11 protein-coding genes and 2 pseudogenes are annotated in these 13,090 nt (G+C 37.7%); 7 read left to right on the top strand and 6 right to left on the bottom strand.

What is annotated here, in order from left to right:
• Positions 1–57: 57 nt before the first annotated feature.
• A complete protein-coding gene (locus tag H5157_RS07475) occupies positions 58–1,647 on the bottom strand; it encodes an ABC-F family ATPase (protein ID WP_138490010.1) in 1,590 nt (529 codons plus the stop codon).
• 637 nt (positions 1,648–2,284) lie between these two features.
• Between H5157_RS07475 and H5157_RS07470 the strand changes: the two are divergent.
• Positions 2,285–3,495, top strand: a pseudogene (locus H5157_RS07470) (porin).
• A gap of 760 nt (positions 3,496–4,255) precedes the next feature.
• Here the strand turns inward: H5157_RS07470 and H5157_RS07460 are convergent.
• The 3 genes from H5157_RS07460 to H5157_RS07450 all read right to left on the bottom strand — a co-directional run bounded on the left by H5157_RS07460 (position 4,256) and on the right by H5157_RS07450 (position 6,424).
• Complete coding sequence (locus H5157_RS07460; RefSeq protein WP_182724457.1) at positions 4,256–5,137, bottom strand: alpha/beta hydrolase; 882 nt, start codon at positions 5,135–5,137, stop codon at positions 4,256–4,258.
• A 30-nt stretch (positions 5,138–5,167) separates the two neighbouring features.
• Positions 5,168–5,779: a MarC family protein gene (locus H5157_RS07455; protein WP_033029579.1), complete on the bottom strand. Its 612-nt coding sequence runs from the start codon at positions 5,777–5,779 to the stop codon at positions 5,168–5,170.
• Positions 5,780–5,941: 162 nt separating this feature from the next.
• Complete coding sequence (locus H5157_RS07450; RefSeq protein ID WP_182724456.1) at positions 5,942–6,424, bottom strand: GNAT family N-acetyltransferase; 483 nt, start codon at positions 6,422–6,424, stop codon at positions 5,942–5,944.
• A 107-nt stretch (positions 6,425–6,531) separates the two neighbouring features.
• On the opposite strand from H5157_RS07450, the gene H5157_RS07445 reads away from it, so the two are divergent.
• The gene (locus H5157_RS07445; RefSeq protein WP_002962626.1) at positions 6,532–6,732 is read left to right on the top strand and encodes a hypothetical protein; all 201 of its coding nucleotides are present in this window, start codon (positions 6,532–6,534) and stop codon (positions 6,730–6,732) included.
• Between the two features lie 58 nt (positions 6,733–6,790).
• On the opposite strand, the gene H5157_RS07440 is transcribed toward H5157_RS07445, so the two are convergent.
• The gene (locus H5157_RS07440; RefSeq protein ID WP_002962627.1) at positions 6,791–6,985 is read right to left on the bottom strand and encodes a CPXCG motif-containing cysteine-rich protein; all 195 of its coding nucleotides are present in this window, start codon (positions 6,983–6,985) and stop codon (positions 6,791–6,793) included.
• A 281-nt stretch (positions 6,986–7,266) separates the two neighbouring features.
• Here H5157_RS07440 and msrA point away from each other — a divergent pair, with 281 nt between their 5' ends.
• Entirely contained in the window at positions 7,267–7,866 is a 600-nt protein-coding gene (msrA, locus tag H5157_RS07435; RefSeq protein WP_039487894.1) for a peptide-methionine (S)-S-oxide reductase MsrA, read from the top strand.
• Between the two features lie 68 nt (positions 7,867–7,934).
• Here msrA and H5157_RS07430 read toward each other — a convergent pair whose 3' ends face one another.
• Entirely contained in the window at positions 7,935–8,174 is a 240-nt protein-coding gene (locus H5157_RS07430) for a hypothetical protein (protein ID WP_182695932.1), read from the bottom strand.
• A gap of 323 nt (positions 8,175–8,497) precedes the next feature.
• Between H5157_RS07430 and H5157_RS07425 the strand changes: the two are divergent.
• The 4 genes and pseudogenes from H5157_RS07425 to H5157_RS07410 all read left to right on the top strand — a co-directional run bounded on the left by H5157_RS07425 (position 8,498) and on the right by H5157_RS07410 (position 13,075).
• Positions 8,498–9,411, top strand: a pseudogene (locus H5157_RS07425) (2OG-Fe(II) oxygenase family protein).
• 334 nt (positions 9,412–9,745) lie between these two features.
• Complete coding sequence (locus H5157_RS07420; protein ID WP_182724455.1) at positions 9,746–11,008, top strand: hypothetical protein; 1,263 nt, start codon at positions 9,746–9,748, stop codon at positions 11,006–11,008.
• A gap of 2 nt (positions 11,009–11,010) precedes the next feature.
• Entirely contained in the window at positions 11,011–11,451 is a 441-nt protein-coding gene (locus H5157_RS07415; RefSeq protein ID WP_182724454.1) for a hypothetical protein, read from the top strand.
• Positions 11,444–13,075, top strand: a complete 1,632-nt coding sequence (locus H5157_RS07410; protein ID WP_182724453.1) for a sensor domain-containing diguanylate cyclase — start codon at positions 11,444–11,446, stop codon at positions 13,073–13,075. The genes H5157_RS07415 and H5157_RS07410 overlap by 8 nt, the downstream gene beginning before the upstream one ends.
• The last annotated feature ends 15 nt before the right edge of the window (positions 13,076–13,090 follow it).

Below are 13,090 nucleotides of genomic sequence, written 5' to 3'. Positions count from 1 at the left end.
AAACAAAAAAAGCCATGTTTAAACATGGCTTTTTAGAGTTAACGGGTAAATAGCTAATTAAGCTTCTTTACTCGCAAGGTATTCTGCGTAGTTGCCTCTAAAGTCGATAACTTTACCGTCTTTAATTTCCCAAATACGGGTCGCAACCGATGACACAAACTGACGGTCGTGGGAAACAAACATTAATGTACCCTCGTAAGCTTCAAGGGCTAAGTTAAGCGCTTCAATTGATTCCATATCCATGTGGTTAGTTGGCTCATCCATTAACAATATGTTTGGCTTATGCATCATAATTTTACCAAACAACATGCGGCCTTGCTCACCACCTGAAATTACTTTAACTGATTTTTTAATATCGTTTTGAGAGAATAACATACGGCCTAAGAAGCTACGAACCACTTGCTCGTCGTCGCCTTCTTGTTGCCATTGCTCCATCCACTGAAACAAGTTCATGTCGGTGGCAAACTCATCAGCGTGATCTTGCGCGTAGTAACCAATATTCGCGTTTTCTGAGAACTTAAACTCACCAGCTTTAGGTGCTAGGCGCCCTGCTAATGTATTAAGTAATGTTGTTTTACCAACACCATTTTCACCAATAATAGCAATACGTTCGCCAACTTCTACTAAACCTTCAAGTCCAGAAAACAACGTATTGTCGTCAAAACCTTGTGTTAAGTTTGTCATTTCAAGTGCGTTTCTGAATAACTGCTTTTCTTGATCAAAACGGATAAACGGCGTTTGGCGTGAAGATGCTTTAACTTCGTCTAATTGGATTTTGTCGATACGTTTAGCACGCGATGTTGCTTGCTTAGCTTTAGATGCATTAGCAGAGAAACGAGATACAAACTGTTGAAGTTCAGCAATTTGGTTTTTCTTTTTCGCGTTTTCGTTAAGTAATTGCTCACGTGCTTGCGTTGCTGCAAACATGTATTCGTCATAATTACCTGGGTAAATACGAAGCTCGCCGTAGTCAATGTCGGCCATGTGTGTACACACAGAGTTTAAAAAGTGACGGTCATGCGAGATGATTATCATGGTACAGTCGCGCTGATTTAACACGTCTTCTAACCACTTGATGGTGTAAATATCCAAGTTATTAGTAGGCTCATCAAGTAGCATAATGTCTGGGTCTGAAAATAATACCTGTGCAAGTAGCACGCGCAGCTTAAAACCCGGTGCAATTTCTGACATTGGGCCAAAGTGTTGGTCAGTGCCAATACCTACACCTAATAAAAGCTCACCTGCTTTAGATTCTGCAGAGTAACCATCCATTTCAGCAAATTCAGTTTCAAGATCGGCTACTTTCATACCGTCTTCTTCACTCATTTCAGGTAAAGAGTAAATACGGTCTCGTTCTTGTTTAATTTCCCACAACTCTTTGTGGCCCATAATCACGGTATCGATTACTGAGTATTCTTCGTAGGCAAACTGATCTTGGTTAAGTTTAGCAACGCGTTCGTTAGGATCAGTACTTACATTACCTGCAGACGCTTCGAGCTCACCACTTAAAATTTTCATAAATGTTGATTTACCACAACCATTTGCACCGATTAAACCGTAACGGTTACCATCGCCAAATTTTGCTGAGATATTTTCAAATAATGGTTTAGCACCAAATTGCATGGTGACATTAGCTGTACTAATAATAGCGCTACCCTCCAAAGGAGTAATGATGTATTTAAATTGCGCGCAGTTTAAACCAAAATGGCCTGTTTTTCTATGAAAGTTTAAAAGCAAACCACTGCGTTTTAGCCATTTATTATGGCTATGTAGTTAGTAGTAAAAATAACGGATTAGATTTAATGGTTTCGTTAATTTTTATTCAGCTTATTCTAATTAAAATCCATAAAGTATGTTTTATAAACGGGCATAAGAGATTAGAAATTACGATACAAATTAGAGTAAAAACACTTTTAACGTATTTGTGTGTCTACTTAACTCATTTTTGTTCACCCTATAATAATAAAAAGTTATATTTATGAAAATAAAGTACTTTTAGAGCTTTTACACTAGTTACTACTTTTTAACCAAGATGAAATTAATTCAAATTACAATTTTTATACATCGCTAATTTCTCATCCTATTTACCTACCAAATCATTAAAAACATAAACTTTTGCAACACCTGAAAAACAAAATTAACCTTTAGTGAATATCCGTTAAGTTTAACGATTAATTTTATTGAGTATTTTTCACTTTTGAGCCGTTTATTGCTTTGTTAGTCTTCGAATCTGAATTTTTACCTACGTAAAAAATTGACCAATTTACACAGGGCAACACACAAGATGAGCAAAAAATTAGCGACGCTTATTAGCGCAAGTATTGTATTCGCACCCGCTGTTTCGGCAGTTGAATTATACAAAGATGACAAAAATACTGTTGAAGTTGGTGGATATCTTGATGTGCGTGTAATTAATACACAAAACGAAACCGAAGTTGTTAACGGTACCTCGCGCATTAACTTTGGATTTACCCGAAAGCTTAAGAAAGACTGGACCGCACTCGCACTCGTAGAATGGGGTGTAAACCCTGTTGGCAGCAGCGATATTATTTATAACAATCGTTTTGAGTCTATCCAGGATGAGTTTTTATACAACCGTTTAGGTTACGCAGGGCTTTCGCACGAAAAATATGGCCAACTTACCATTGGTAAACAATGGGGTGCATGGTACGACGTAGTTTACGGCACAAATAATAGCTTTGTATGGGATGGCAATGCGGCTGGGGTGTTTACACCTATAACAAAGACGATGGCGCTGTTAATGGCACTGGCCGTGGAGATAAATTAGTGCAGTACCGCAATAGCTATAACGATTTTAGTTTTGCAGTACAAGCGCAGCTTAAAAACAGCGAATTTTATACCTGTGACGTCACCGACATTTCAGAAGAAGAATGTGAAGCACTTTGGAACTCTGGCGATAGTGCAGCCCAAGAAGTTGAATTTAATTACACATTTGGTGCGTCTGTAACTTATACCCCAACTGACATGCTAACACTTACAGCAGGTGTTAACCGTGGTGAGTTTGATTTAACGTTTGGCGATGGTTCTACTCGCAATGTTGAAGATTTAATTTATGGTGCAGGTATTATGTGGGGCAACATTGATGAGCCCGGCCTATACGTTGCAGCCAACGTAAATAAAAACAAAAACCACGACACAGATAACATCGGTCGCTTAATTAAAGACGCAATCGGTGTAGAAACATTTGCATCTTACCGCTTTGATAACGATTTTCGCCCTTTTATTGCCTACAACGTGTTTGATGCCGGTGATGATTACGTAATTCAGCCAAACTTTAACGCCGATCCTAACGATGTATTTAAGCGTCAGTTTGCTGTTATTGGCCTTCATTACCTAATTGACGAAGCTACTATTGCCTACATAGAAGCGCGTAAGGACTTTAGTGACTTCGAAAGTGATAACGACGATCAACAAGCACAAATGGAGCAGTCGGAAGATGACGGTATAGCATTTGGTTTTAGATATAAGTTCTAAATATAAGCTCTAAATATAAGTTTAAAAACGACTACAACTTCCCTAAGCACAACCCTTTTAGCCCTTTTGACTTTTTTAATTGGGCTTTTTTATTCCGCCATACTTTTTTTAATACTTGGTTTTGCATTTAAGGCTATTTCAACAAATGCATTAACAGCCGCATTGGTATCTGCTTTTTTAATTTGTAATAGCACCATTCACGATGCCCCTATTTTTTACGTTTACCATTTTGCTGCTCATTACAATGAGCGAGGAAAAACTTTAATTAAGCACTCATTGTCCACACTCGACATTTATATTTTTAGTGGATGTAGTTACCGCAGGCTTTATTATTTTTGACTACCTCTTTGATTACTTTCTTCTAATTTGACTCTATTGCTAAGTTTAGCCTTATAGTAACATTTAGTATGATGTGTTCTTTTACTGTAAAGCCACCAGCCAATTTATATTAACTGCATTAAGAGTATGTGAAACTATATTGAAATAGCAAAGTACTTACACTGCTTATTGCTGATCACAAAGGCGAAAGGCTGATTAAAAGCAGTAACAAATAGATGTGTATATGCTCATGGGTACTGACGGTATTCTAATTTAATAGTTGTGAACTGTATATAAAAACAGTATGTGTAATTACTGTGCAAAAATAATTTAAACCAACCTTTCTTTGTAAGTCGTTAATAATAAAGCTGATTCTTTGTCATAAATAGATAAAACAACGACAACTGTATATGTATACAGTTGTCACTTAAACCTATCTAACCTACTTTTTAATAAACGTACTATAACCAGCTAATGCCTTAGCCACACTAATTGATGGATTATCTGAATGCTCAGCACCTTTGTTTATAGCACTTTGCCACACAAGGTTATTGTTAGGGTTGGCTGTTAAAGCGGCCTCTAAATTACTAAACGCTTTTAACATTAGCGGATGCTCTGCCCCGCCCACCGAAAGATATAAATAAGTAGATGACTTAACTTTGTTATCTTGAGCACTTAAAAATGCTTCTATATTATTAACCACTGTCATATCGTCATACCAAGCCGCTGGGCTAAAGGCAAAGTAGCCATTAAACAGTTCAGGCCTTGTATGCAGTGTATAAAGTACAAAGCTGCCACCGGCCGAAAAACCACTTAACACACGGTTATTACTAAGCTTATATTTTGCTGATAAATAAGGGAGTAACTCAGTTTCAATAAACGCTAAAAACTTGTCGGCTTCACCATTTGGTTCAATAAGTGTTTCATGCTCTGGACGCGCTTGTGTATTTACATCTTGGCGGGCATAAGGAGGTACTAAATCGCGATTACGTGTATCAGTAAAAAACAAATTAGGAATAGACACCAATATAGCCTTATCCCCTTTTTCGCTCTTAGCTTGTTTTGTAAGTGCTTTATCCCATGTATCTAAATTAAAGTTACCATCGGTTTTAATAATTAACGGATACGCTTTTTTAGGATTGTAATTAGCGGGCAATCTTATAAACACTTTGCGCGACTCATTAAGCACGCTTGAGTTAATTGTTACATCTGTATAGGCCGATACATAATGGTTATAATAACGTATAGCTAAAATACCAATAGCAAAAATGACTACGGCTAAACTTAAATTAATAATATAGTGTTTTGTTATTTTTATTGCCATATGGCATTCCTTTAAATGTTTAGGAGTTATTTAATCGAGCTTAACCCATTGTTTTATTTCAAGCGCGGTCATAATAAGCTCAACCGAAAACGCGGCTAAAATCATGCCCATCACACGCGTTAAAATAGACGCGCCGCCAGTACCAATTAGCTTAATAATTTTACCCGAAAGCAGCAACAGTATTAATGTAATACCCAACACACCAAGTGTAACAAGCGCTGTGCCTATTTGAGTAGTAATTGGGTGTATGTGGTTATCGGTAAGTAGTATTACCGCCAAAATAGCGCCAGGAGTCGCCGTTGCAGGTATAGCAAGCGGAAACACGGCTATATCGTGATCGGGGTCTTGTTTGGCTTTGTTAGAATCGTTTCCAAAAATCATTTGCAGGCCAAACAAAAACAATATAATTCCGCCCCCTAACTGAAACGACACCAACCTAATTCCCATCGCATTAAGTATTAGTTGCCCTATTAAAATAGACCCTAATAATACGCCCCCGGCATAAAGTACCGTTTTAAATGCAGTTTTACGACGTTGTTGATCAGTTAAATGAGAAGTAAGCGCGGCAAACAGCGCCATAGTGCCTATTGGGTCAATGGTCGCCCAAATTACAAGCGCATCTTGAGAGAGTTTTTCTAGCATATAAAATCCTTGTTAAGCGTAAATGTTTAATAAAACACGGGTAACAAATTCATTTGCTCACGCTTAACTATAATAGAAAGCCGCTATTTTTTGTATTTTATTTACTGAGCTTTAAGGGGTGAGGATTGAAAAAAGGTAAGCACTTATAATTGCCGTCTTGAGTTAAAGTGATTTATGCCAAATAGAATTTTCTCTTAAACTAAAGCCCAGCTTCATAAGTAAATTATGGGAACGTGCATTATGTGCACTCACCTCAGCAGACAAATGTTTAAGCGGAATATGCTTAACTAGAGTTTCAATAAAACCGGTCACCACTTCAAACATTACGCCCTTATCCCAAAAGTCAGGATGCAGCTCAAATCCTATAAACGCACCACTTTTACACGGGCTTAAATTATAAAGCCCACAAGTACCCATTAACTTTCCAGATATATTATGTTCAATTGCAACTCGAATTACTTCACCTTCGTAATATGCACTAATATCATCTTGTATTAATTGTTTGATTTGCGTTTTGCTAAGTGGTGTTTCGTAGTCGTTAAATTCTGACACATGTGGATGGTTTAAAATATTAAATAAACACGCAGCGTGTTTGTGGGTAATTAAATGCAGCGTAACGCGTTCAAGCTTTGTGGTATTAAACATTTTATTTAAGTGGTTAGTTAAATTAGCTCTTTATGGGCACGCATTATTAACTTACCATACCCCTTTAACAAGCATTATCTTTAAAGCAAAAAGAGTAAGAGAACGTAATGAGTGACGATTTTAAAGTAATACAACCCACTACCACAGTATATTGCCCAAAGCGCGGCGAAGGCTGGACCTTAACAGGCATTACTAATATTAACGAGTTTACCTCAGTAATGTTTGACGGCACACGCTATACACTTCCTGCACGCGAAATAGTAGAAGAACTTCTCCCTAACCAATTAGCGCGTGAGCAAAATAGCTAACCAAACACATACACAGTAAAAAGGCTGCAATTTTGCAGCCTACTATCTAATTAACGAGTTAAAATGCATCGTCTTCGCTGTAAACATTAACGTTTAGCTCGTCATCATTTTCAAATACCACAAACGAAATAGGCTTACAGCACACTTGGCAGTCTTCTATGTATTGCTCATCAATATCTGCTGCATCAAGTAATACTTCTATACTTTCTCCACAATAAGGGCAGCTTATTGATGTTTCTGTTAACTGGTTCATTTATCACCTGCTAATTTATATCACGAATGTTGTCACTTTAATGAACATGTAAGCATAATTCAACACCACATTAAATAACGCATACTTGGCTAACCCAATTAAACCGTGCTACTAACTTAAATAGTGATCTTGTTACTCGCCTTATCCCTATAAAACTTGTCAAAGCACAATATTTTTCACCATAGATAAGTTGGCCAGCCCTCTACAATGAAATTGTATTAGCACTTAGCGGGTCTAACTTTATAAGTATTTATAAACTCACAGTACAGATGGATAATTTTATGAAAAAATCACTTACGCTTGCATTAACATCTGCCGTTATTTTGTTTAGTACATTCTCCCATGCAGCTAAAACCGAAAAAGCCGTTCTAGCTGGAGGTTGTTTTTGGTGTATGGAAAGTGACTTTGAAAAGCTAGAAGGCGTAACCGATGTAATATCGGGCTTTACTGGCGGTAAACTTAAAAACCCGACATACAATGGTAATCATAAAGGCCATTACGAGGCCGTAGAAATCACATACGATCCGGCCATAGTTAGCTATCAGGGCATACTTGATCATTACTGGGTAAATATTGATCCCTTTGATGCCAAAGGCCAATTTTGTGATAAAGGCCCTAGTTACTTAAGCGCTATATTTGTACAAAACGACGAACAACGTAAATTAGCTGAAAAAACAAAAGCAGCTGTTGTAGCCGAGTTCCCTAATCAAACTGTGGTTACACCTATACTAAACGCAAGCACCTTTTACCCTATAAAAGGGAGGGAAAGCTTTCACCAAGATTATTACAAAAACAATCCAATCCGATACAACACTTATCGTTGGCGTTGTGGTCGCGACAGCCGCCTAGAAGAAATTTGGGGTGACAGAGCAACCCATTAATCGCGTTAAATCAGGTGTACCACAGTAAAATATTAAAAGGCTGGTTTAATTATCAGCTTTTTAATATTTTAGTTATTGCGAGATTCTTTAATAAATCGATATCTAAATTCAGATAAATAACCAACAATGCTAACAAGCAAAGCAGAATTAAAATCACCTCTCACAAGCTGTGTCCAAACATTTCCTTCTCCATTAAAGCTAATGTAAATAGCCATAATAAAAGCAACAAACGCTGAAACTTGATACATCCAAGAATATTCACCAAAAAATTTCTGTGTCACACTTTTTTCTTTTAATTTATCTTCCACAATTAATCTCCATTTTATATTGCTATTAAATCCTAGCTATAACATAGGCAAAACAAGGAATTTATAATAAAGGTTTATTTATACACCGTCTATTTCATAAAGCCTTTGTTATTAAGCTAAGTGCTTGAATAGCAAATAGGATACGTGGTACTTCGCTTTAAGTGGACAGTATTGCTTGACTAAAGATACTTAGTTTTAGGATTCATTATCAATAAATAGTATATTCTGTTTCCTAAAGCAGGCTGTTTATCTACTAAATCAAATGCAATAAATTGCACTCCTAAATTGATATAAACAAAATTCAACAACTGGAGTTACACAAAATGTTTGCCAACCAATTACAACTAGCGCGTGCTCTAGAGTTACCAACACGACAAGCCATGCTTTACCGTGAACCAGCAGTACAAAACTTTTGGATAAACAACACTGACCTAATTACAAACGCGTGGAGCGAATGGGAAGCAACTTCAATAGATAGCTCAACGTTTACGCTTGACGACACACTACTTGATAAAACCTACGCGAAGCAGTAAAGCAAGCATGGGAAGATCCATCAAAAGAGCTGGCCGTAAAAGCGTTATTACACGAAGTAGCGCCTGATGTGTTTCAATTTCAATTTTTTGATCCTGAGCGCCTAGCAGTATTACGCGGATATTTAGAACAAGTATGGAATTCGCAAATCCCTATGCGCCCGCCATACGGCATAGTGTTAAATCGCCGTGGTGCCATGCTTGATAGCCGATCAGAAGGTTATTTAGCCGCGCCAAACTTTCAGGCATTTTATAACGAAATACTAAACACTTATATGCGCCCTATTTCGCGCTTATTGTTTCCTGAAATAATTGGCTACGATACGCAAACATTTGGCTTTCCAATTTATTATGAGCCAAATACAGATTCGTCAATTCGCCCACATACCGACGCACCAGCTGTAATGCTTAACATTAACTTAAACTTACCAGGCGAAGAGTTTACAGGGTCACAAGTGGACTTTTATCACCCGTACACAGGTGACATTAAATCACTTACCTTTAAGCCTGGTACTGCCATGTTACATCGAGGCAATATTGCACACGCAGCCAAGCCTATTACCAGTGGCGAGCGAACTAACTTTGTATTGTGGTTGTATGGGGAGCGCGGTCGATTACCAGCACAAGGCGCACCACTCATTCCTGTTGATGCTAAACAGCGCTGGACTAACCCAAACAAACCAAATGATGGCTATGCACCATTTTAAATAATCGCTTTTAAAGTTTTAAATACAAATGGCTGCCTAATTTAAGCAGCCTTATAAAAATAAAGCTTATCCAGTAACCAACACGTTTTAAGTTTAGTAATATCAAAAAACCGCCCTATTCATAATCTATATTGTCGCCACTTATAACAATAGATAACACAAATTTTCCGCCTTGCTTTTCTTATGTCCCAGTACTTCGCTTAACAAAGTACAAAACTTAGGAGGATGCCATGTTTTTTTGTATTTAATTGATAAGCCACTGTAATGCTTAAGTTGGTAATTTAATAAATTGTGCTATCTTTTTACTATCTACATTATAAAAATACGAGCTAACATGTTGTTCCGAGGTACAATTGCCATAGCAATATTGGCAATTTCTGCTGCTAATAAAACCTATGCAAACGACATAGATGTACAATTTAGTGGTTTTGCATCCTTAACACTCAGCTACACGGACGATTCAGATATTGGCTTTGCATCGAGTTATTCAAATGTCAACGAATCTGGTTTTTCAGCAACGCGAGATTCAATTTTAGGTGGGCAGGCTAATATATCACTCTCAAAAAATTGGGACTCTGTGTTTCAAGTAGTTATTCAAGATCATGCCTTTAAAAGCTTTGATAATTTTTTAGAACTCGCCTTTGTACGTTATCGCCCATCACGTAACTGGGCCATCCGCGCAGGCAGGTTAAATAGCGACCTTTACTTACTATCGGAATACCCTTACGTAGGATATGCCTATTTATGGGTGCGCCCGCCTCATTCGTATTACTCATTTGCAAACATTGCAGGTAATTTTGATGGAATAGACGTTGAATACAGTAAAGCCATTAACGATGGCTTCTTACGCTTAAAACTCGCTTATGGTAGCTCCACAGCAAAGATACAAGCCTATAATGACGACTTTTTTATTGATTTTGATAACTTAACAACCCTTAGTGCAACCTACTCTTTAGATGCATGGACAATGCGTTTTTCGTTATCAAGGTCAAACTTTGGCGATTATAAACTAACCGCGTTGGACGAATTTATAACCGCACTCGATTTAGTACCACAAAGTGTATGGCCGCAAGCACAAAGTATATCTAACAAATTTAACACCAAAGGCAACAGCATAGAATACGCAGCCTTTGGCGTTACTTACGATAATAATAATTGGCTTATTCAATCTGAGTTAGGTATTTCAGAATCCGATTGGATAATAGCTCCATCTGTATTTAGCACTTATATTAGTGCGGGCTACAGAGTAGATGATGCAATATTTTACACAGGCTTTACGGCAGCTAAAAATCGCCATGATGTAGTTGAAGTAAACAGCCCTATTTTCCCACCAGGTACTCCTGAGCAGTTTTCAGTACCCATACAACAACTCGCGGTTGCCACTCAATCTTCAGTTCAAATTACAAATGTTCACCAGCACTCTATTAACGTAGGCGTAAAATGGCATTTTTCGGATCGTTTAGTATTTAAAGCGCAGTTAGACCGCTTTGATATAAAGCCTCAAGGTGCGGGGCTATGGAGCCTTAGCAATCCTGCTGATGCAAATAAAAGCAACAAAGTACATATACTCAGTTTAAATGCTAGTATGGTGTTTTAGTTATGATAAGCGCTCGTAATCTAGGTCTTAATGTAATGCTCCCCTTATGCCTGCTTTTTGTGAGCTTTTATGCTAAATCTACAGAGTTTGTTGTAGTGGTAAATAAAAGCAACGCAATTAACGCATTATCAAAACGGGAAATAATTGATATTTACATGGGTAGGTATTTAACTTTTCCTGATGGTGAAACGTCAAAGCCACTCGATTTGCCCGCTCAATCAACATTAAAAAACGACTTTTACTTAAAACTGGTTAATAAAGACGAGCAAAAAATAAATGCGTATTGGGCAAGGCTTTTATTTTCAGGGCGCGCAAAGCCACCCACGCCTTCAACATCGGTAGAAGACGCAATAAACAAAATAGCAGCATCACAATTTGCAATTGGCTACATTCCGCTATCGCAAGTTACAGATGCAGTAAAAGTGGTATACACATTTGATTAAAATTATTAGCCAAAAACTCTACATACGCGTCGCTATATCAATTGCGTTAGTTGCTATTGTTGTGTCTTTAGTCTCGTCTATGCTCTCTTATTACTCAGGCTTTAAAGAGAAAAAAAACACAAATTACCTACTTGTTCAACAGTTAGCGCAAACAATGGAAAAAACAGCCGCCATAGCAGCCTACCTAAACGATCGTGAATTAAGCCAAGAAATTATTAACGGCCTACTCAGTAACGACTTAGTGCAAGGCGCAAGCCTAGAAGGAGAAGTAAACCCTAAAGGAGAGATGGATTTATTTATAGCAAAAGGATCTACTAACAAAAAAAATGAAGCTGTTTTAATTGAATTAGTTCACCCTTTTATAGAAGACACTTTTATAGGTGTACTCGCCATATACCCTGACGATAACTTTATTGAACAACAAGCACAGTCAGCGCTTATAAAAGAATTTATCTTAATGCTGATTCAATCCATTGTTATCGCATTTTTTGTATCGCTGGTAGTTCAGCGTTGGCTTACACAGCCTATTCAAAAACTAACCGACAGCTTTGCTAAAATAAATCCAAGCGAGCCAGAAACCCTTAAAATGCTAACCTTCAAGCAAGGCAAGCGGGACGAAATAAGCAGTTTAACCCAAGGTATAAATGCCTTAATGCACGAGCTACATTTAACTATTAGTAATGAGCAAACACTGCGTAAAAAAACTCAAGAGCTGGAAGCTAAATTTAGACTTATTTTTGAACAAGCCAGCGCAGGTATTTGTTTACTCGATGACAAAAACATTATCACCACCTTTAACCCTGCATTTAAGCATTATTTTACCGTACCTGGTGAAGAAGAATTACCAACCTTGCATTTTCCTGAGTTACTTAGCAATGTAGACGAATTACAAAGCCTACTGGCAGATATCCGCTCTGCTAAAAACCCACCACAAACCACCTTAGATGTAGAGTGTAAAGTTGGCTATAAAACGGTATGGTTTCATTGTTTATTTGTAAGGTTAACAGACCAAAGAGATACCAAACGAAACCCCAAACAAGAACAGCTAGTAGAAGTAATTTTACACGATGTAACCGAGCGCGCAGAACGCGAACAGCAAACCCGCTTTGAAGCCGATCACGACCCGTTAACCGGCTTATTAAACCGACGCGCCGGTGAAAAACGCCTTAAAAAAGCACTACGTGAATGTATTAAACATAATGAACATTTAGTGCTTATGATGATTGATTTAGATAAGTTTAAACCCATTAACGACACCTACGGACACGAAGCCGGCGACAAAGTGCTAATTGAAATAGCGCACAGATTTAAAACACTTTTTCACGAAAAAAACGATATGTGTATCCGCCTAGGCGGTGACGAATTTATTGTTGCAAGGCAAGTTAATACCTACGATAAAACGGCAACACAACAAAAAGCGAACACCTTACTCAATGAGTTACAACAGCAGGTTAGTATTTCAAACACAAAAACATGCGCAGTAGGTGCAAGCATAGGAATTGCAATAGCTCCATATGATGGCAATGAACTACATCAATTAATGCACAACGGTGATAAAACTCTTTATCACGTAAAAGAAACAGGCCGAGGGAAAGTTGCCTTTTATGACGATATAAAAAATTAGATGGCGTGAATTAGT

Origin of the sequence: Pseudoalteromonas sp. SG43-3 (genome assembly GCF_014164385.1) — a bacterium.
In the GTDB taxonomy this organism is placed as follows: domain Bacteria; phylum Pseudomonadota; class Gammaproteobacteria; order Enterobacterales; family Alteromonadaceae; genus Pseudoalteromonas; species Pseudoalteromonas distincta.
The sequence above is the reverse complement of the archived record's forward strand: the minus strand, read 5'-3'. Positions and strand labels throughout refer to the sequence as shown.

Bases quoted from the DNA above. Each gene is read 5' to 3' on its own strand.
- H5157_RS07460 (WP_182724457.1), bottom strand. From the start codon at position 5,137: ATGGCAATAAAAATAACAAAACACTATATTATTAATTTAAGTTTAGCC.
- H5157_RS07455 (WP_033029579.1), bottom strand. From the start codon at position 5,779: ATGCTAGAAAAACTCTCTCAAGATGCGCTTGTAATTTGGGCGACCATT.
- H5157_RS07450 (WP_182724456.1), bottom strand. From the start codon at position 6,424: ATGTTTAATACCACAAAGCTTGAACGCGTTACGCTGCATTTAATTACC.
- H5157_RS07445 (WP_002962626.1), top strand. From the start codon at position 6,532: ATGAGTGACGATTTTAAAGTAATACAACCCACTACCACAGTATATTGC.
- H5157_RS07440 (WP_002962627.1), bottom strand. From the start codon at position 6,985: ATGAACCAGTTAACAGAAACATCAATAAGCTGCCCTTATTGTGGAGAA.
- msrA (WP_039487894.1), top strand. From the start codon at position 7,267: ATGAAAAAATCACTTACGCTTGCATTAACATCTGCCGTTATTTTGTTT.
- H5157_RS07420 (WP_182724455.1), top strand. From the start codon at position 9,746: ATGTTGTTCCGAGGTACAATTGCCATAGCAATATTGGCAATTTCTGCT.
- H5157_RS07415 (WP_182724454.1), top strand. From the start codon at position 11,011: ATGATAAGCGCTCGTAATCTAGGTCTTAATGTAATGCTCCCCTTATGC.